Genomic DNA, 18,378 nt, shown 5'->3' on the forward strand with positions numbered 1-18,378 from the left:
CGGCCCGTACCACGCACACAAGTAGAGGTGTTCCTGTGACTACTTCCACGCAGCCCGGACGGAGCGGGACCCGTACCGGCCCCGCCCTCGCCACCCTGGCCCTGGGCGCGTTCGTCATCGGCACGGCGGAACTCGTCATCGTCGGCATCCTGAACCTCATCGCCAAGGACACCGACGTCTCGGTCGGCACCGCCGGACTGCTGGTCACCGCCTACGCGCTCGGCATCTGCGTCGGCGGGCCGCTGCTGACGGCCGTGACCATCAAGCTCGGCCGTCATCTGCTGCTGTGGTCGGCGCTGGCGGTGTTCCTCGCCGCCAACGCGCTGGCCGCCGCCACGAGCGCCTTCGGTGTGCTGGTGCTGGCCCGCGTCGTCTCCGGTGCCGTCCACGGCCTGTTCATCGGCGTCGCCTCCGCGCTCGCCGCCCATCTGGTGCCGCCCGGGCAGCAGGGGCGGGCCGTGGCCATGGTGTTCGGCGGCATCGCCGTCTCCACGGTGATCGGCGTGCCGCTCGGCACGCTGGTCGGCCAGCAGATCGGCTGGCAGGCCACGTTCGCCGGCATCGTCGCGCTCACCGCGGTCGCGCTCGTCGCCACGCTCGTCCTGGTTCCGCGGGTCGGCATCACCGGCCCGGCCGGACTGGGCTCGCAGGCCCGGCACGCCTTCGCGCCCCGGGTGCTGGCCCAGCTCGGCGTCGGACTGCTGCTGCTCGGCGGCCAGTTCGCGGCCTTCACCTACCTCGCCTCCTACCTGGAGGACGTCACCGGCATCTCCGGCGGCGTGGTCAGCGCCTTCCTGCTGGTGTACGGCGTCGCCAGCGCCGTCGGCGTGTTCGGCGGCGGCCGGTTCGCGGACCGCGGCGCGGCCCGCACCCTGGTGGTCGCCAACCTGGCGCTCGCGCTGATCCTGACGGCGCTGCACTTCGTCGGGAAGAACCCGGCGCTGACCGCCGTCGCGCTCGCGGTGTGGGGCCTGGTCGGCTTCGGCCTGGTGCCCTCCTTCCAGCTGCGGGTGATCAGCCTCGCCGGCCCCGGCGGCGACCTCGCCGCCACCCTCGGTGCTTCCGCCGTCAACGCGGGCATCGCGGGCGGCGCGGCGGTCGGCGGCTGGGCGGTGGAGAGCCACGGCGTCGACTCCGTCGTCGTCCTGGCCCTCACCGTCATGTTCGTCGCCCTCCCCGCGACCTGGGCGGCCTCCCGCTGGCTGCGCCCCCCGGCGGCCGAGCCCACCCCGTCCGAGACCCCGGACACCACCCGGACCGCGGCAACGGACGCGGTCGAAGCCCCGCCCCGCCCGGCCTGACCCACCGCCCGGTCCGCCTCGCCCCGAGGCGGACCACGCCGAGCCGGTTCCGGCGGCCCGGGCCCTCGCCCGGACTGTGCCGGACCGGCCGGCGTGGGCACCGCTGCGGCCCGCAGGCCAACCCCGCGCCATCGCCTGCGGGTTCGCCCGGAACGAGGCCGGCCCGGCCACGCACGGACCCGCACCACTCGCGGCACCCGCGGGGCGGCCCCGCGCCGGCGGCGCGCCCCACGCGGGCGGGCCGCCGCCCCTGGGCGGCGCTCCCCACAGCGGGAGCCGCACGGCCCACCGCGAGGCCGGGCATGCCCGGTCCACCGGTCACCGGGCGGCCGGTATTTCCGGCCCCGGATCACCGGGGCGGCCGGTACTTCCGGCCCCCAGGTCACGGGGCGGCCCGTACTCCCGGCCTCCAGGCCACCGCGCGCCCGGCCCGCGGCCGTCGCCCGGCCGGACCGCCCGGACCCGTCGAAAGGACGGACCCATGCAGATCATCGCCAAGGACAGCCTGCCCACCGTGCAGATCAACGGCGAGGTGGCGGCCCACATCCTCAACGCGAGCGACCACGACGGGATCACCGTCTCGGCGTTCATCGTCGACGTCGCCACCGACGCCGGCCCCCCGCGCCACAGCCACCCCTACGAGGAGATCTTCATCATCGTCGAGGGCACGGTGCGCCTGGAGGCCGGCGGCGAGAAGGCCGACGCCACCCCGGACGACATCGTCGTCGTCCCGGCCGGCGTGCCGCACAAGTTCGCCAATCTGGGCCCCGGCCGGGCCCGCATGGTGAACATCCACGCCGCCGAACACGTCGTCACCGAGTTCGTCCCGGACGACGACGACCACAACGAGTCGTACGCCTACAACCGCCCGGGCGGGCAGGGAGAGACAGCTTCATGAGGATCGGCATCCTGGGCAGCGGTGAGATCGGCGGCACGATGGCCCGGCTGCTCACCGCCGCCGGCCACGACGTCGCCGTCGCCAACCGCCGCGGCCCCGCCTCGCTCACCGGCCTCGTCGCCGAACTCGGCCCCCGCGCCCGCGCGGCGACCGTGGAGGAGGCGATCGCCTTCGGCGACCCGCTGGTGATCGTGGCCATCCCGTTCGGCGCCTACGACACCCTGCCCGCCGGCCCGCTCGCCGGGAAGGTCGTCGTCGACACCACCAATCACACCCCGAGCCGGGACGGCGCGCACGCCGAACTGGAGAGCGGCCGGACCACGTCGTCCGAGCTGATCGCCGCCCATCTGCCGGGCGCCCGCGTGGTCAAGGCGGTCAACACGCTCAACTACAAGTACCTGCTCGACCTGGCCCGGCCCGGCGCGCCCCGCGAGGAACGCACCGCGCTGTTCGTCGCCGGCGACGACACCGAGGCCAACCGGCTCGTCACCGATCTCCTCGACGAGCTGGGCTTCGCGCCCCTGCCGACCGGCCCGCTCGCCGAGGGCGGCCGCCGCCAGCAGCCCGGCACCCCCGTCTTCAACCGCCCGCTGCGCCCCGGCCAGGTCGTCCTCGCCCCCTGACCCGCCGCCGAGGCCCCCCGAGACAGAGAGGTGGTCGTCATGACCATCGTGGAGACCATCCGCTTCAAGATCCGCCCCGAGGTCGGCGACGCCGAGTTCCAGGAGCGCAACCGCACCATGGAGAAGGAGTACCTGCAGAGCCGCCCCGGCTTTCTCACCCGCAGCACGGCGCGCAGCGCCGACGGCGAGTACCTGGTGGTCGTGCACTGGCGGACTCCCGAGGACGCCGAGGCCACCATCGCGGCCTTCTTCTCCGCGCCCGAGACCCAGGCCTTTCTCGCCGCCGTCGACCTGGAGACCGTGCAGCCGGGCCGCTACGAGCTGATCGAGGGCTGACCCCTCGCACCCCCGGGGCCCGTCCCGCGGGCCGGACCCCCGCCCAACCCGCCGCCCGGCGCAGCCGTGACCCGCGCCCCACGGTCACGCCCGCCGGGCCGGACGAGAAGTGGTGGACCCATGGCACTCCCAACGACCAGCCCCGCGTCGGCGGCCGCCGTGCGCGCCTTGCGCACCGGCCTGCGGGGCGAGCTGCTCACCCCCGGCGACGCCGGGTACGCGACCGCCCGGCGCCTGTGGAACGGCGCAGTCGACGCGGCCCCCGCGGCCGTCGCCCGCCCCGCCGACGAGCAGGACGTCTCCCGGGCCGTCCGCCTCGCCCGCACCCACCGGCTGCCGCTCGCCGTGCGCGGCGGCGGCCACGACTGGGCGGGTCGCGCCCTGGTGGACGGCGGCCTGGTGCTCGACCTGTCCGCGCTGCGCGCCGTCGCCGTGGACCGCGCCTCGGGCACCGCCGTCGCCCAGGGCGGCGCCCGCGCCGGCGACGTCCTGGAGGCGACCCGCACGCACGGCCTGGCCCCCGTCACCGGCACCGTCAAGGCGGTCGGCCTGGCCGGCGTGACCCTGGCCGGCGGCTACGGCCTGCTCGCCGGGCGCTGCGGGCTCGCCCTGGACAACCTGCTCGGCGCGCGCGTCGTCCTCGCCGACGGCCGCGCCGTCACCGCGAGCCCCGAGGAGCACCCCGACCTGTTCTGGGCGCTGCGTGGCGGCGGCGGCAACTTCGGCGTCGTCACCGAACTGCACCTCGCCCTGCACCCGGTGAGCACCGTCCTCGCGGGCATGCTGCTCTTCCCGCTCGCCCAGGCCGGCGCCGTGCTGCGCGGCTACCGTGAGCTGGTCGCCGAGGCACCCGACGAACTCACCGTGATGACCGGCTTCTTCGGCGGCCCCGGCGGCGAACCCCTGGTGTACGTGCTGCCGGTGTGGTCCGGCGACATCGAGGCCGGCCGCCCGGTCGCCGACCGCCTGGCCCGCCTCGGCACCCCGCTGGCCGGCACCGTCTGCCCGCAGGAGTACGCCGCCGTCCTCGGCATGTTCGACCAGGTCGTCGTGGACGGCCGGCACAACGAGGTGCGCACCCGCTGGCTGCCCGCGTTCACCGACGAGTCCATCGACGCGATCGTGGCCGCCGCCCGCACGGTGACCTCGCCGTACTCCGGGATGTACGTGCACCACTTCCACGGCGCGGCCGCCCGCGTCGGCGTCGACGACACCGCGTTCGCGCTGCGCCGTGACCATCTGCTCGTCGAGATCGGCGCCGCCTGGGAGCCCGGGCAGGACCCGGCGCCGCACCGCCGCTGGGCGCGCGAGCTGTCCGAGGCACTCGCCGGGCAGGCCCTGCCCGGCGGCTACCCCAACCTGCTCGGACCGGACGAGTACCAGCGCACCGCCGCCGCGTTCGGCCCGCACACGGGCCGGCTGGCCGAGGTCAAGGACCGCTACGACCCGGACCACCTCTTCCGCGCGGTGGCGGCGCTCGAACCGACCGACACGACCTCAGGAGCATGATGTCCACGACCGAAGAGGCGCCCGACTTCCGCACCGTGCGGGACGAGACGCTCGACGTGCTGCGCCGGCTGGGCCTGACGACCGTCTTCAGCAACCCCAGCCACACCGAGATGAAGCTGTTCGAGTACTGGCCCGAGGACGAGTTCCGGTTCGTCATGGGTCTGCAGGAGGCCGCCGTCGTCGGCATGGCCGACGGCTACGCCCAGGCCACCGGCGAACCCGCCCTGGTGCTCATCAACGGCGGCCCCGGCCTCGGCAACGCCATGGGCAGCGTCTACACGGCGGCCGCGGCGAACACGCCGATGGTGATCCTGGGCGGGCAGCAGGCGCGCAAGATGCTGCTCGGCGACCCGTTCCTGGTCGCCAAGGACGCCACCCAGCTGCCCAAGCCGTACATCAAGTGGGCGGGCGAGCCCGGCCGCCCCCAGGACGTGCCGGCGCTCATCGCGCAGGCGTACCAGATAGCGAAGCAGGCCCCGCAGGGCCCGGTGTTCGTGGCCGTCCCCGAGGACGACTGGGTCCGCCCGGCCGACCCGGAGCCGGTGCGCATCCCCGAGGTGGCAAGCGCCGTCGTGCCCGACCCGGCGGTGCTGCGCCGCATCGCCGACGCCCTGGACGGCGCCGAGCGCCCCGGCATCGTGGCCGGCGGCCCGGTGGACGCGCAGGGCGCGCGCGGCGACCTGATCGCGCTCGCGGAGAAGCTGAACGCGCGCGTGTGGGGCGCCCCCGTGTGGAACCGCGGCGCGTTCCCCGAGAACCACCCGCTGTTCGCCGGCGTCCTGCCGCCCATCCCGGAGCTGGTCAACGAGCGGCTCGCGGCGCAGCACGACGTCGTGGTGGTGCTCGGCGGTCCGGCGTTCACGCTGTTCACCGCGTGGGACCTGTTCTCCACCGCGCCCGCCGAGCTGGACCGCACCCCGCGGCCGACGCTCACCGCCGACGTGGAGTTCCTGCACGTCACCGACAACCCGCAGGCCGCCGCGGCGACGCTGGCGAACGCGAGCTTCGTCGCCCCGCCCGGCGCCGTCGTCAAGGCCCTGGTGCCGCTGGTGACCGAGCGGGAGCGGGTCGCGCTCACCCCGGTGCGCGAGCCGGTGCCGGTCCCGGAGCCGTCGGCGCCGCTCACCCAGGCGTACCTGTTCCACCTGCTGTCGCAGGAACTCCCCGACGACGCCGTGCTGTTCGAGGAGCTGCCGATCGCCCGCGCCGACTTCCACGAGCAGATCCCGCTCGGCGCGGACAACGGCTACTTCGCCACCGCCAGCGGCGCGCTCGGCTTCCCCTTCGCGGGCGCCGTCGGCTACGCGCTGGCCCACCCCGACCGCCGTACGGTCGTCGTGGTCGGCGAGGGCTCCGCGCAGTACACGCTGCACGCCCTGTGGACCGCGGCGCAGCATCGGGTGCCCGTCACCTTCGTCATCCCCGACAACGCCGGCTACCTGTCCCTGAAGTACTACCTGCAGGACCAGAAGTCCTGGCAGAAGGGCTGGGACCTGAGCGGTGTCGACATGGCCCAGCTGGCCCGCGGCTTCGGTGTGCGCGGCGAGCGCGTCGAGACCCCGGACGGGCTGCGCGAGGCGCTCAAGAGCGCGCTGAGCGCCGACGGCCCCGTCCTGCTCGACGTCGTCGTCGCCGACCCGGGCCTGTTCCGTCTGTGAACACCGGCACCCGGCACGACCTGGACGCCCTCCGCCGAGCGGGGGGCGTCCGTCCGTCCCGGGACGATCCCGACCGGTGCCCCGCGCCGCTGCGCTGGGCCACGGCGGTGGGCAACGCCGACTGGCACGTCACCGCGCCGCTGCTCGCCCCGCTCGCGGCCGGCCTCGGCACCGGCACCGGCACGGTGACGGCGGCCGTCGGGGCGTACTCGCTGGGCCACGGGCTGGCGCTGCCGCTGTGGGGCCGCCTCGCCGACCGGCACGGCCCGCTGCCCGTCCTGCGCTGCGGCCTCGCCCTCGCGGCGCTCGCCTCGGCGGCCGGCGCGCTGTGCGGCGGCGCGGCGGCCTGGCTCGCCCTGCGCACCGCGACCGGGGCGGCGTACGCGGCGGTCACCCCGGCGGTGGCGCTGTACTGCCACGAGACGGGCACCACACCGCAGTCCCGCCACCGCCGCTTCGCCGACGCCCTCGCGGTCTCCGCCGCGAGCGCCGTGGCGGCCCCCCTGGCGGCGGCCGCCCTGACCGCCCTCACCACCTGGCGCCTGGTCTTCCTCACCCTGTCCGCCCTCACCACAGCGGTCTGGATCACCCTCCCGGCCTCCACCCGCACCCGGAGCGCCACCCGGACCCCGACCACCCGCACCCGGAGCGCCACCCGGACCCCGACCGCCCGCACCCCCACGCCCGGACCCGCGGCCGCCGACGGCGAGCACCTCCCACAGGGGCCACCCGCACCCGACCACGAAACCCGCACGGGTGGTGCGGGTGGGAACCACACGGCCGAAGGCGAAGCCGAGGCCAGACCCGAACCCGACCCCGCAAAGCGCCCAGCACGCCACGTCCTGACCCTCGTCGTCCTGCTCGGCGCAGCCGAAGGCGCCGTACTCCTCGCCGTACCCGCCCTGCTGGCCCCCGCCCTCGTGGCGCACGGCGACGACGGCGGAACGGCCGTCGCCGTGGCGTACGGCGTGGCCGTGCTCACCGGCAGCGTCCTGGTGCGCCGGTGCGCCGCCCGCACCGCTCCGCCCCGACTCCTCGCCGTCGGCGGTCTGGCCGCCCTCGTGGCGGCCGCGGCGGCCGCGCTGCGCACCGGCCCGGCCGCCCTCACGGCGTGCGCCGTCCTGCTCGGCCTGTCCTGGAGCTTCCTGCACAGCACCCTGCAGACCTGGCTGCCCCGGATGCTGCCGCCCGGCCGGCGGGCCACCGCGGCCTCGCTGTTCGCCACCTCCGGCGTGCTCTCCGGCGGCCTGGCCGTCGCGCTGGCGGCGGAGCAGCTGGCGGCCGGGCGGATCCGCGCGGTGTTCGCCGCGGCGGCCGTCCTCGCCGGTGTGCTGACCGTTGCCGCGGTCGCGGCCGCCCGGCACTGGCCGACGGGCCTGGTCGCGCGCCGATATGACGGAGTGCGTCCTGCCACTTCGGGATGTGTGCCGTCCTCCGGGCCGGCTCCTGGCCCGGGCCACGTGCCGAAAACTAGACAGGGGTTCGGTGGTTCGCGTGTCCGATTCGAGCACCGAACGAGAGGAACATCCCCCATGAGCAGGCGCATTCTCGTCGTCCTGTCGGAGTACGGCTACTGGGGCGAGGAACTCATCGGCCCCCTGGAGACGTTCGACAAGGCGGGGTACCACGTCACCTTCGCCACCCCGACCGGCAAGCGCCCCGTGGCGCTGCCCCCGAGCATGGACCCCGACTACATCGACCCGCCGCTCGGCCGGTCCGTCACCACGCCGGAGATGGCCGCGAAGGTCAAGGCCGTCGAGGCCTCCGACCGCCTGGACAACCCGCTGGACCTGTCCTCCTGGCTGCCCGACCGGCCCTACCGCTCCCAGCCGTACTTCCTGCGCGACTGGGAGGCGTACAACAGCCGCCTGGAGAAGGTCCGCGAGCAGATCGCCGACCGCTACGACGCGCTTCTCATCGTCGGCGGCAGCGGCCCGATCGTCGACCTCGCCAACAACTGGCGGGTGCACGACCTGATCCTCGCCTTCCACGCCCTGGACCGGCCCATCGCGGCCGAGTGCTACGGCGTGACCTGCCTGGCCTTCGCCCGGGACCAGGAGGACCGCCAGAGCATCATCCGAGGCAAGCACGTCACCGGGCACTGCATCGAGTACGACTACCTGGACGGCACCGGCTTCGTCGGCACCGACTTCAACATGGGCCCGCCCCCGTACCCGCTGGAGTACATCCTGCGGGACGCGACCGCACCCGGCGGCGCCTACCACGGCAACTTCGGCAAGACCACGTCGGTGATCGTGGACTACCCGTTCATCACCGGCCGTTCCACCCCCGACTCCTACCTCACCGGACAGAAGACGGTCGAGGTCCTGGAGCAGGGCCTGCGCCAGTGGGGCTTCACCCCGCAGCCGCAGGCGTAACCCCACCGGCACCGCACGCGGAAGCGGCCCGAGGCGGCACGCGCACCACCACCCGATCCGCGACCAAGGACGAGAGGCGGCAGACATGGGCAGCAGGCCGGCGCGGGCAGCGTTCTGGGAACAACTGCAGGCGGCCGGGGTGAGCCACATGTTCGGCAACCCCGGCACGGTCGAGCAGGGCTTCCTGGACGAACTGCGCCACTTTCCCGGCACCGAGTACGTGCTCGCCCTGCACGAGTCCGTGGCCGTCGGCATGGCCGACGGCTACGCCCGCGCGACCCGCCGGCCGGCCGTCGTCCAGCTGCACTCCGGCGTGGGACTCGGCAACGGCATCGGCATGCTCTACCAGGCCATGCGCGGCCACGCCCCGCTCGTGGTGGTGGTCGGCGAGGCCGGCCTGCGCTACGAGGCGATGGAGGCGCAGATGTACGCCGACCTCGTCGGCATGGCCGAGCCGGTCACCAAGTGGGCCACCCGCGTGGTCGACCCCGACTCCACGCTGCGGGTGCTGCGCCGCGCCTTCAAGGTCGCGGGCACTCCGCCGTACGGGCCGGTCCTCGTCGTGCTGCCGGCCGACGTGATGGACCGGCCCACCGCCGAGGAGGCGGTGGAGGTGTCCTACCCGGACACCTCCGCCGTCCCCGACCCGGAGGCGGTGCGGCGCGCGGCGGCCCTGCTGGCGGGCGCCCGCAACCCGATCGTGGTCGCGGGCGACGGCGTCCACTTCGCCGGCGCCCAGCGGGAGCTGGCCCGCCTCGCCGAGGTGTGGGGCGCCGAGGTGTGGGGCGCGGACTGGGCGGAGGCCAACCTGGCCACGGACCACCCCGCCTACGCCGGCCAGCTCGGCCACATGTTCGGCGAGTCCAGCCGCCGGATCACCGGGGCCGCCGACGCGGTGCTGCTGTGCGGCACGTACGCCCTCCCGGAGGTCTTCCCGGCCCTCGACGGCGTCTTCGGTGACGGGGTCCCGGTCGTCCACATCGACCTGGACACCGATGCGATCGCCAAGAACTTCCCCGTCGACCTGGGCCTGGTGGCCGACCCCAAGCGCGCGCTCGCGCTGCTCGCCGACGCCCTGACCGGCGCCATGAGCGAGGAGCAGCGCACAGCCGCGGCGGGCCGGCTGCGCGAGGGCGGCGCCCTCCGCGCCGAGGCGCGCGCCGCCGCCGCGCGCCGCTCCCGCGAGGCCGCCGCCGCGGCGGACCTGCCGCACGTGGCCTTCGCGGAGGAGCTGGCCCGGCGACTGCCCGCGGACAGCGTCCTGTTCGATGAGTCGCTGACCGCCTCCCCGGACCTGTTCGGTCCGCTGCCGGCCGCCGAACCCGGCCGCTGGCTGCAGACACGCGGCGGCTCGCTCGGTGTCGGCATCCCCGGCGCGCTCGGCGCGCAGCTCGCCCACCCGGAGGCGACCGTGGTCGGCTTCACCGGCGACGGCGGCAGCATGTACACCATCCAGGCGCTGTGGACGGCGGCCCGCCACGGCATCGGCGCGAAGTTCGTGATCTGCAACAACGGCAGCTACCGGCTGCTGGAACACAACATCGACCAGTACTGGCAGGAGCAGGGCATCCCCGCCCACGAGCACCCGGAGATCTTCGACCTCTCCTCGCCCGCCATCGACTTCGCCGCCCTCTCGCACTCCCTCGGCGTGCCCGCGGTGCGCGTGGAGAAGCCGGACCAGGCGGCGTCCGCGGTGGCCGAGGCGCTGGGGCACCCGGGCCCGTTCCTGATCGACCTGGTCACCGGACGGGGGAAGGGACGCTGAGGTGCGACTGACCGGGCACAAGATCGCCGTACTGCTGGAGAGCGACTTCTACGAACCCGAGATCCTGTACTACCAGCACCGCTTCCCCGAGGAGGGCGCCGAACTGCACTTTCTGACCCGGCTGTGGGGCCAGGAGGAGATGACCTTCCAGGGGCACGAGCACCGCATGCCGTTCACGGTCACCGAGTCCTTCGAGGACGTCGACGAGTTCGCGCTGAAGGAGTTCAGCGCCGTCATCGTGCCCTCCGGCATGGTCGCCGACCGGCTGCGCTACACCGAGGACCCCCGGCAACTGCCGCCCGCCGCGCGCTTCCTGCGCCGCGCGTTCGCCGACCCGGCCATCGTCAAGGGCATCATCTGCCACGGCATGTGGCTGGCCGCGCCGGTCGAGGGCCTGGTCCGCGGCCGGCACGCGGTCGTCCACAACAACCTCCTCGGCGACCTGCGCAACATGGGCGGCGTCTACGTCGACCAGGACGTGGTGGTCGACGACGACCTGGTCACCGCGCGCACCGGCGAGCACTGCCATCTGTTCGCCCGTACCATCATCGACCTGCTCGCCGTCCGGGCCCGGGGGCTGACGGCACCCGCCTGGACCCCGCCACGGCAGCCGGCGCCGCCGGCCACGGTGGCCCTGCCGTGAGTGCCCCGGTGGAATCCGGTGGCGCCCCCGGCGTACCGGAGGTCCGGTACCGCGTCCCGGAGGATCCTTTCTCCGCGGACGCGGTGCTCGGCCCGCTGCTGCCCCTGCTCACCCCCTGGCTGGCGGAGCGCCGCTGGTACGAGGGGACCCGGGTGGACCGGCTCCTGCCCTGCACGGCGACGGTGGTACGCGAGGGCGCGGGGGCTCTCGTCGTAGCGGTGGTCACCGCGCACGGCCCCACCGCACCGGCCGCCGGCACCCGTTACCAACTGCTCCTCGGAGTCCGCCCCGACCTGCCCGAACGCCTCGCCCCGCACACCCTCGGCACCGTCCCGCACGGACCGTGGGCGGGGGAGCAGGTCTACGACGCGCTGGCCGACCCGGCGCTCACCGGCATGCTCCTGCGCGCGCTGGCCGCCGACCGTGCCCCGGGCCTGCGGCTGGAACGCGCCGGGCGCTATCCGCTGCCGGTCGGCCTGGTCCCGCGCCTGCTGACCGGCGAGCAGAGCAACAGCGCGGTGGCCTACGGCGACCGGCTGCTGCTCAAGCTCTACCGGCGCCCGGAACCCGGCCCGCACACCGAGTCCGAGGTGCTGCGCGCGCTGACCGCCCAGGACTGCCCGCGCACCCCCCGCCTGTACGGCTCCCTGCACCTGACCGACCCCGACGGCGAGTCGCTCACCCTCGGACTGATCGAGGAGTTCGTCCCCGGCGCCGAGGACGGCTGGACCAGCGCGGTCCGCAGCGCCCGCGACCACCTCCCCGACACCGACGGCACCGGCGGCGCGTTCACCGCGCGGGTCCGCACCCTGGGCCAGGCCGTGGCCGAGGTCCACCAGGCCCTCGCGCGCGCCTTCCCGCGCGGGCGGCTGAGCGCGGCGGAGATCGCCGAGGACGCGGCCCGCATGAAGCGGCGGCTCGCCGACGCCGTCCGCGAGGTCCCGCAGCTCGGCCGCCACCAGACGCGGCTGACGGCCGTCTTCGACGCCTACGGCCGCCTCGCGGGCCGCGGCTGCCCGGTGCTCGCCCAGCGCACCCACGGCGACCTGCACCTCGGTCAGGCCCTGTACACGCCGGGCGGCTGGCACATCGTCGACTTCGAGGGCGAGCCCGCGACGCCAGCGGGCGAACGGGTGCTGCCGCAGCCGGTGCTGCGCGACGTGGCGGGCGTGCTGCGCTCCTTCGACTACGCCGCGCGCACCGCGCTGGACGCGCTCGGCGACGCGGCGAACCCGGCCGAGCAGGCCCGCCGGCGCCGCCGCGCCGACGCCTGGGCGCTGCGCAACCGCCGCGCGTTCTGCGCCGGTTACACGGCCGCCGGCGGCGAGGACCCGTCCTGCCGTACCGAACAGCTCACCGCGTTCGAGGCGGAACGGGCCGTGTACGAGGCCGTGTACGAGGCGAGACACCGCCCGCACTGGTTACCGGTGCCGCTGGCCGCCGTCCACCGGCTGGCGGGTGCGGTGACCTGATGCATGCCGACGGGGGAGTGGGAAGGACGGCCGCGGCGCGGCGCGGATCAGCTCTGGTGCTGCGGGCTCACGGCCCGCGCCGGGTCGTAGGTCGCCGGCATGCCGGAGGCGTGCAGGGCCTGTTCGTAGGCGTTCAGCGCCTCCTTGGTGCGGCCCTGGCGCTTCCACACGTCACCGATGTGCCGCCACTCCTGCGCGGTCTCGTACGACGGCGCGAAGTGCCGCAGCTGCCGGGTCGCCGCGTGCAGCGCCTGCAGCCCGGTGTCCGTCTCGCCGCGCAGCAGATGGATCTCGGCGAGCCGCACCCGCGCGCCGACCGCCTCCACCCGGGGGCCGGAGCTGAGCAGCCCGAGGGCGCGGTGGGCGTGGTCGGCGGCCTCGTCCCACCGGCCCAGCCGGGTGTTGGCGTCGACCAGGCAGATCTCGCAGCGGGCCTGTTCGACGGCCGAACCGAGCTCGGCGAGCGTCTGCCCGGCGTCCTCGAGCAGGTCCCGGGCGCGCACCGGGTCGGCGTGCTCCGACTGCAGCTCCAGCCAGGCGACGTTCATCTTGAGCATCGCGACATGGCGCAGGTTGTCGTCGTCGGCCATCAGGGCGAGGGCCCGCTCGGTCAGGGCCAGGGCCTCCGGGAGCTGCCGCCGGGACAGCGCCACCATGCCGGCGTTCCAGTACACGGCGCCCCGCCCGGACCGGCCGCCGTGTTCCTCCGCGGCCGCGATCAGCTTGTCCGCGAGCAGGTGGGCACGGGTGAGGTCGCCGCGCATCAGATAGGAGCCGATGAGCGTCGACCCGACCTGGATGTGGTCCATGGTGACATCGAGCCCCAGGGCGTCGAGCGTGGCCAGGGCGCGCTCGCCGATCTCGATGCTCAGGCTGACGTCGCCCTTGTTCCGGTAGCAGCGGCTGAGCGCGACCGAGACGCGGCACCACTCGTCCGAGCCGGCGGCGAGCGAGGGATCCTTGGCCAGCTCCTCCAGCACGGGGATCGCGGCCTCGATCCGGTCGAGCTTCTCCAGCGCCGTCGCCTGGCCGATCCGCGCCCGCAGCCGCATCGGGGCGTCGAGGAGGGCGGGCTTGGCGAGCAGCTCGCCGAAGGACTGGAGGGCCTCCCCGTTGTCGCCGTTGCGCAGGGCCATTTCGGCGAAGGACAGCTTCAGCCGGGCGTCTTCCAGGGCGTGGTCGTCACGACCGGTGCGCAGATGGTCCGGGGAGCATCCCAGTTTCCGGGCGAGGGTGCCCAGTACCGCGTCCGAGGGAGCCCTTTTGCCTGATTCGATCAGGGAGATGTAGCTCGCGGAGATGTCCGTGGAAGCCAGATCCTGCTGCTTGAGTCCGAGTTTCACGCGCAGGTCGCGAATCCGCCTGCCCACCAGAACCGGAGAAGAGCTCTCGCTGTGATCCATGTGGCTTCCCAGGGTGAGCGCATGACTACGTCTGTCATAGATCACGCTACCAGCATGACTGGGTCACGCCAATGGGTCAGGCGTCCGCGCGGCCGATAATGCCCGTCCGGCGGTCCCTTGCTCCGCCGTGCAACGGGAAAGGGAAACTCCGATTCCATAATTCCCCTTTCCGGAATTCACGCTTGACTTGATCTGTAATTGTCCGATTGACTGAGCTCACCCAGAAAAAAGAAATAGCGCGACATGGTGGCATGGCGAGAGAATGGAGTGGGATAATGAATGCACGGTTCTTCGCATTTCTCGTGGCGTTGTTCGTCGCCGTCGGTCTCGTCGGCGGGGGCCTGCTGGTGCAATCGGGCGACGCCAAGGAGCGGCCGAAGGTGGCCATCGAGAACGGTCCGGGCCTGTGCTGCTGACGGCCGGCCGGAGCGTCACCGACCCGTTCCGGGGACGGCCGCATCGCCGGTGAGCGGAAAATGACACGCGACTGACCGTCCGCCCCCCACGCCCCCCACGCTTTCCACGGTCGCCACCGGAATTTCCCGCTCGCATTTCTGCCGCCCGTCCGGCGGCAGTGAGGTGAACACGGGGCAACGTGTCCTGAACCGGCACCCCGCCGCCGGCACGCCGACCGCCGGCGGATCGCTCCGCAGCACCACGGCCGCCCGCGCCCGCTCGACCGCCGGATCCGGCACGGGCACCGCATCGAGCAGCGCCCTGGTGTACGGATGGCCCGGCCGTCCGAACACCTCCGTGACCCCGCCGGTCTCGACGACGCGACCGGCCAGCATCACCGCGACCCGGTCGGCGACATGCCGTACCGCGGCCAGGTCGTGCGAGACGAACAGCGCCGACGGGCCGGGATCCTCCTTCAGCCTGCGCAGCAGGTCGAGGATCCCGGCCCGCACCGACACGTCCAGCGCGGAGACGGGCTCGTCGAGCAGCAGCAGCCGGGGCCCGGCCGCCAGCGCCCGGGCGATCGCGATGCGCTGGCGCTGCCCGCCGGAGAACTCGTGCGGATGGCGCTCCGCGTCCCCGGGACCGAGCCCGACCAGCCGCAGCACCCGCGCGACCCGGGCGGCGATCCGTTCGGCCGGCCACCGCTGCACCCACAGCGGCTCCGCGACCACGTCCCCCACGGGCATCCGCGGGTCCAGGCTCGACATCGGGTCCTGCGGCACGTACTGCACCGCGCCGCGCAGCCGCCGGGCCGCCTCGCGGGACAGCCCGGCCGTGTCCTGCCCGAGGACCTCGATCCGCCCGGCCTGCGGCACCGCGAGCGACACCACCTCCAGCAGCGTGGTGGACTTCCCCGCGGCGGACTCGCCGACCAGGCCGAGGGTCTCGCCCGGGCCGATCTCCAGATCGACCTCCTCCACGGCGCGCACCTCCGCCGGGCGCGGCCCACGCCGCAGGAGTCCGCGGCCGGGCGGGGCGAAGGACTTGGCGAACCCGCTGACCCGCAGCACCGGTTCCCCGCCGACGGCCCTGCCGGCCGACCGCGCCGGCGCCGCCGCAGCCGATGTCAGGAACAGCTCCTCCGCCCGCAGCCGCACCGCCTCGCCGGCCCGATGACAGGCCGCCAGATGCCCTCCTTCGCCGTCGAGTTCGGGCGTCCGCTCCCTGCAGACCGGCTGCGCCAGCGGACAGCGCGGCGCGAACGCGCAGCCGCCGCCCCGCGCGCCCGCCACGGGCGGATCACCCGGCACCGGCGTCGGCGGCACCGCCGCGTCGACCCGCGGCACGGCACCGATCAGCCCCTTGGTGTACGGCATCCGGGGCCGGGCGAACAGCTCCGCGCACCCGGCGCTCTCCACGATCCGCCCGGCGTACATCACCGCGACGCGGTCCGCCGCGCCCGCGACCACTCCCAGATCATGGGTGACCAGCAGCAGCGCGGCCCCCGTGGCGCGGCGGGCCGCCGTCAGGGCGCCGAGCACCTGCGCCTGGACGGTGACATCGAGCGCACTGGTCGGCTCGTCCGCCACGATCACGTCCGGGTCGCCGGCCATCGCCATGGCGATCAGCGCCCGCTGCCGCGTCCCGCCGGACAGCTCGTGGGGACGGCAGCGCGCGGCCCGGTGCGGCTCCGGCACCCCGACCGCGTCGAGCAGCTCCACGGCCCGGCGCAGTGCCGAGTCCCGGGCGGGCCGGGGCCGTTCGTGGATGCGCAGCACCTCACCGATCTGGTCGCCGACCCGCTGCACCGGGTTGAGCGCGCCGAGCGCGTCCTGGAACACCAGGGCGATGTGCCGCCCGCGCAGCCGGGCCAGGTCGCGCACCGGCATTCCGACGAGCTCCCGCCCGAGCAGCCGCACCGACCCGGTGACGCGCAGCCCCGGCGGACACAGCCCCAGCAGCGCCAGCGCGGTGAGGCTCTTGCCGGCCCCCGACTCGCCGACCAGCCCGAGCACTTCCCCCCGGTGCAACCGCAGCCCGACCCCGTCCACCAGGGGCACCTCGGGCGTCCCCCGGCCTCCCGCGCGCGTCACCCGCAGTCCGCGGACGTCGAGCACCACCTCCGTCACCGCGCGCTCCCCGTGTCCAGTGCGGAACGCAGCGCCTCGCCGAGGAGGTGGAACGCCAGCAGGAGCAGCACCAGCAGCGCGGCCGGTGCGGCGAACATCCACGGATACGTGGTCGCCACGTCCGAGGAGTCGGCGATGAGCGTGCCCAGGGAGACGTCCGGCGGCTGCGCCCCGAAGCCGAAGTAGGACAGGCCGGTCTCGCTGACGACGGCCCCGGCGACCGCCACCGTGGCGTCGGTGACGAGGAAGGACGCCAGGTGCGGCAGGATGTGCCGGCGCACCACCAGCGCGGCGGGCACGCCCATCAGCCGGGCCACGACCACGAACTGGCGCTCCTTCAGCGACATCGTCATCGCCCGTACGGCCCGCGCCGTCACCATCCATCCGAAGGCCGCGATCAGCGCGACGTACCCCACCGTGCCCAGGGCCCGCAGCCTAGGCGCCGCCACCACCAGCACCAGGAACGCCGGCACCACCAGCAGCAGATCGACGGCGAACATCAGCACCCGGTCCGTCCAGCCCCCGGCATAGCCGGCGCACACCCCCACCAGCGCGGCGAGCCCGGTCGCGAACGCCGCCGCCGACACCCCGACGAACAGGGACTTCTGCAGGCCCCGCGCGCACTGGGCGAACACGTCCTGGCCGATCCGGTTGGTGCCGAGCCAGTGCCGGGCGCCGGGCGGCCCGGCCAGATCCGTGTAGTCGACGTCGGCGTACCCCCACCCGGACAGGTGCGGCCCGGCGAAGGCGAGCACCAGCAGCGTCAGCAGCAGGACCAGCCCCGCCAGGGCCCCCGGTGAGCCGGCCAGCCGGCGGCGCACCGCCCGGCCGCGCAGCGACGACGTCACGCGGGCCGCACCCGGGGATCGAGCGCCACATGCAGCACCTCGGCGACCAGGCCGGCGAGCAGGACGAGCGCCGCGCCGAACACCTCGGTGGCGACGGCGGCGTTGACGTCCCCCTTCTCCACCGACGCGACGAACCAGCTGCCCATGCCGTGCCAGCCGTAGACCCTCTCCGTGAAGACCGCGCCGGTGAACACCCCGATGAACCCGAAGGAGAAGAACGCGGTCAGCGGGACCAGCGCGGTGCGCAGCCCGTGCCGCAGCAGCGCCCGCCCCGGGGTGAGCCCCTTCGCCAGGGCCGTGCGCAGATGGTCCGAGCCGAGGACGTCCGCGGTGGCCGCGCGCTGGTAGCGGCTGTACAGGGCGATCGCGCCGAGAGCCACGGCGAGCGTCGGCAGCGCCAGATGCACCGCCGCGTCCCACCACCGCGTGAGCAGGCCGCCGTTCAGGCCGGGGGTGCGCTCGCCGGTGTAGCGGATCACGGTGCGCCCCGCCGCGTCGTTGACCGCGAGCGCTCCCGCCTGCAGCGCCAGCCCCAGCACGAACGGCGGCACCGAGAGCACCGTGAAGGAGAACACCGTCAGCGCCCGGTCGGGCAGCCGGCCCCTGCGCACCGCCGCCCACACCCCGGCGAGCACCCCGAGCGCCGTCCCCAGCACCGTCCCGGTGACCAGCAGCCGTACGGTGACCCCGACCCGGCGGCCGAACTCGGCGCTGACAAAGGTGCCGTCGAGCGTGCGGCCGAGGTCGCCGTGCAGCGCCCGCCACGCCCAGTGGCCGAACCGCTCGGTGACCGGGGTGTGTTGGTCCAGCCCGAGTTCGGCGAGGCGCGCGTCGACGGTGGCGGCGGAGGGACGGGGCGTCTGCTGGGCGTAATAGGCCCGCGGATCGAGCGCCGCCGAGGAAAGGCAGTAACAAAGAAACGTTGAAACAAGAAGCAATAACAAGCAAGAAGACAGGCGTTTCGCCAACCATGCGAGCATCGCGCGTGGACTCCCGGCACATGTCGGCGTCACCTG

The 18,378-nt window shown here is 74.5% G+C and carries 15 protein-coding genes and 1 pseudogene; 12 read left to right on the forward strand and 4 right to left on the reverse strand.

Going from position 1 to position 18,378, the window contains the following annotated elements; all coding sequences use genetic code 11:
• Positions 1 to 35: 35 nt before the first annotated feature.
• The 11 genes and pseudogenes from ACF1AL_RS13195 (at position 36) to ACF1AL_RS13245 (ending at position 12,583) form a co-directional block, all read left to right on the forward strand.
• Positions 36 to 1,301, forward strand: a complete 1,266-nt coding sequence (locus tag ACF1AL_RS13195) for an MFS transporter (RefSeq protein WP_391703203.1) — start codon at positions 36 to 38, stop codon at positions 1,299 to 1,301.
• A gap of 481 nt (positions 1,302 to 1,782) precedes the next feature.
• Positions 1,783 to 2,199, forward strand: coding sequence for a cupin domain-containing protein (locus ACF1AL_RS13200; protein WP_366836146.1), 417 nt, complete (start codon positions 1,783 to 1,785; stop codon positions 2,197 to 2,199).
• Positions 2,196 to 2,822, forward strand: a complete 627-nt coding sequence (locus ACF1AL_RS13205; RefSeq protein ID WP_391660730.1) for an NADPH-dependent F420 reductase — start codon at positions 2,196 to 2,198, stop codon at positions 2,820 to 2,822. Before ACF1AL_RS13200 ends, ACF1AL_RS13205 begins: the two co-directional genes overlap by 4 nt.
• A 39-nt stretch (positions 2,823 to 2,861) precedes the next feature.
• Positions 2,862 to 3,158 (forward strand): antibiotic biosynthesis monooxygenase family protein, encoded by a 297-nt coding sequence (locus ACF1AL_RS13210; RefSeq protein ID WP_391825952.1) that lies wholly within the window; start codon positions 2,862 to 2,864, stop codon positions 3,156 to 3,158.
• Between the two features lie 120 nt (positions 3,159 to 3,278).
• Positions 3,279 to 4,667, forward strand: a complete 1,389-nt coding sequence (locus ACF1AL_RS13215; protein WP_391825953.1) for an FAD-binding oxidoreductase — start codon at positions 3,279 to 3,281, stop codon at positions 4,665 to 4,667.
• Positions 4,664 to 6,325: a benzoylformate decarboxylase gene (gene mdlC, locus ACF1AL_RS13220; RefSeq protein ID WP_391825954.1), complete on the forward strand. Its 1,662-nt coding sequence runs from the start codon at positions 4,664 to 4,666 to the stop codon at positions 6,323 to 6,325. The genes ACF1AL_RS13215 and mdlC overlap by 4 nt, the downstream gene beginning before the upstream one ends.
• A gap of 107 nt (positions 6,326 to 6,432) precedes the next feature.
• A pseudogene (locus ACF1AL_RS13225) lies at positions 6,433 to 7,566 on the forward strand (MFS transporter); the annotation flags it as partial.
• 291 nt (positions 7,567 to 7,857) lie between these two features.
• The gene (locus ACF1AL_RS13230) at positions 7,858 to 8,703 is read left to right on the forward strand and encodes a type 1 glutamine amidotransferase domain-containing protein (protein ID WP_366836320.1); all 846 of its coding nucleotides are present in this window, start codon (positions 7,858 to 7,860) and stop codon (positions 8,701 to 8,703) included.
• Between the two features lie 85 nt (positions 8,704 to 8,788).
• The gene (locus tag ACF1AL_RS13235) at positions 8,789 to 10,468 is read left to right on the forward strand and encodes a thiamine pyrophosphate-binding protein (RefSeq protein WP_391703213.1); all 1,680 of its coding nucleotides are present in this window, start codon (positions 8,789 to 8,791) and stop codon (positions 10,466 to 10,468) included.
• Position 10,469: 1 nt separating this feature from the next.
• Positions 10,470 to 11,111: a DJ-1/PfpI family protein gene (locus ACF1AL_RS13240; RefSeq protein WP_391660734.1), complete on the forward strand. Its 642-nt coding sequence runs from the start codon at positions 10,470 to 10,472 to the stop codon at positions 11,109 to 11,111.
• Positions 11,108 to 12,583: a hypothetical protein gene (locus ACF1AL_RS13245; RefSeq protein WP_391825955.1), complete on the forward strand. Its 1,476-nt coding sequence runs from the start codon at positions 11,108 to 11,110 to the stop codon at positions 12,581 to 12,583. The genes ACF1AL_RS13240 and ACF1AL_RS13245 overlap by 4 nt, the downstream gene beginning before the upstream one ends.
• A 47-nt stretch (positions 12,584 to 12,630) precedes the next feature.
• On the opposite strand, the gene ACF1AL_RS13250 is transcribed toward ACF1AL_RS13245, so the two are convergent.
• Complete coding sequence (locus ACF1AL_RS13250; RefSeq protein ID WP_384207851.1) at positions 12,631 to 13,986, reverse strand: helix-turn-helix domain-containing protein; 1,356 nt, start codon at positions 13,984 to 13,986, stop codon at positions 12,631 to 12,633.
• A gap of 275 nt (positions 13,987 to 14,261) precedes the next feature.
• On the opposite strand from ACF1AL_RS13250, the gene ACF1AL_RS13255 reads away from it, so the two are divergent.
• Positions 14,262 to 14,402: a hypothetical protein gene (locus tag ACF1AL_RS13255; RefSeq protein ID WP_366836137.1), complete on the forward strand. Its 141-nt coding sequence runs from the start codon at positions 14,262 to 14,264 to the stop codon at positions 14,400 to 14,402.
• Positions 14,403 to 14,417: 15 nt separating this feature from the next.
• Here the strand turns inward: ACF1AL_RS13255 and ACF1AL_RS13260 are convergent, their stop codons facing one another.
• The 3 genes from ACF1AL_RS13260 to ACF1AL_RS13270 are packed head-to-tail and all read right to left on the reverse strand — an operon-like array spanning position 14,418 to position 18,342.
• Complete coding sequence (locus ACF1AL_RS13260; RefSeq protein WP_391825956.1) at positions 14,418 to 16,514, reverse strand: dipeptide ABC transporter ATP-binding protein; 2,097 nt, start codon at positions 16,512 to 16,514, stop codon at positions 14,418 to 14,420.
• Positions 16,511 to 17,362 (reverse strand): ABC transporter permease, encoded by an 852-nt coding sequence (locus tag ACF1AL_RS13265; protein WP_391660737.1) that lies wholly within the window; start codon positions 17,360 to 17,362, stop codon positions 16,511 to 16,513. Before ACF1AL_RS13265 ends, ACF1AL_RS13260 begins: the two co-directional genes overlap by 4 nt.
• Complete coding sequence (locus tag ACF1AL_RS13270) at positions 17,359 to 18,342, reverse strand: ABC transporter permease (RefSeq protein ID WP_391821341.1); 984 nt, start codon at positions 18,340 to 18,342, stop codon at positions 17,359 to 17,361. The genes ACF1AL_RS13265 and ACF1AL_RS13270 overlap by 4 nt, the downstream gene beginning before the upstream one ends.
• Positions 18,343 to 18,378 lie beyond the last annotated feature (36 nt).

It is taken from the genome of Streptomyces sp. NPDC014801, assembly GCF_043082085.1.
In the GTDB taxonomy this organism is placed as follows: Bacteria; Actinomycetota; Actinomycetes; order Streptomycetales; family Streptomycetaceae; genus Streptomyces.

Bases quoted from the DNA above. Each gene is read 5' to 3' on its own strand.
- ACF1AL_RS13200 (WP_366836146.1), top strand. From the start codon at position 1,783: ATGCAGATCATCGCCAAGGACAGCCTGCCCACCGTGCAGATCAACGGC.
- ACF1AL_RS13205 (WP_391660730.1), top strand. From the start codon at position 2,196: ATGAGGATCGGCATCCTGGGCAGCGGTGAGATCGGCGGCACGATGGCC.
- ACF1AL_RS13210 (WP_391825952.1), top strand. From the start codon at position 2,862: ATGACCATCGTGGAGACCATCCGCTTCAAGATCCGCCCCGAGGTCGGC.
- ACF1AL_RS13215 (WP_391825953.1), top strand. From the start codon at position 3,279: ATGGCACTCCCAACGACCAGCCCCGCGTCGGCGGCCGCCGTGCGCGCC.
- mdlC (WP_391825954.1), top strand. From the start codon at position 4,664: ATGATGTCCACGACCGAAGAGGCGCCCGACTTCCGCACCGTGCGGGAC.
- ACF1AL_RS13230 (WP_366836320.1), top strand. From the start codon at position 7,858: ATGAGCAGGCGCATTCTCGTCGTCCTGTCGGAGTACGGCTACTGGGGC.
- ACF1AL_RS13235 (WP_391703213.1), top strand. From the start codon at position 8,789: ATGGGCAGCAGGCCGGCGCGGGCAGCGTTCTGGGAACAACTGCAGGCG.
- ACF1AL_RS13250 (WP_384207851.1), bottom strand. From the start codon at position 13,986: ATGGATCACAGCGAGAGCTCTTCTCCGGTTCTGGTGGGCAGGCGGATT.
- ACF1AL_RS13255 (WP_366836137.1), top strand. From the start codon at position 14,262: ATGAATGCACGGTTCTTCGCATTTCTCGTGGCGTTGTTCGTCGCCGTC.
- ACF1AL_RS13270 (WP_391821341.1), bottom strand. From the start codon at position 18,342: ATGCTCGCATGGTTGGCGAAACGCCTGTCTTCTTGCTTGTTATTGCTT.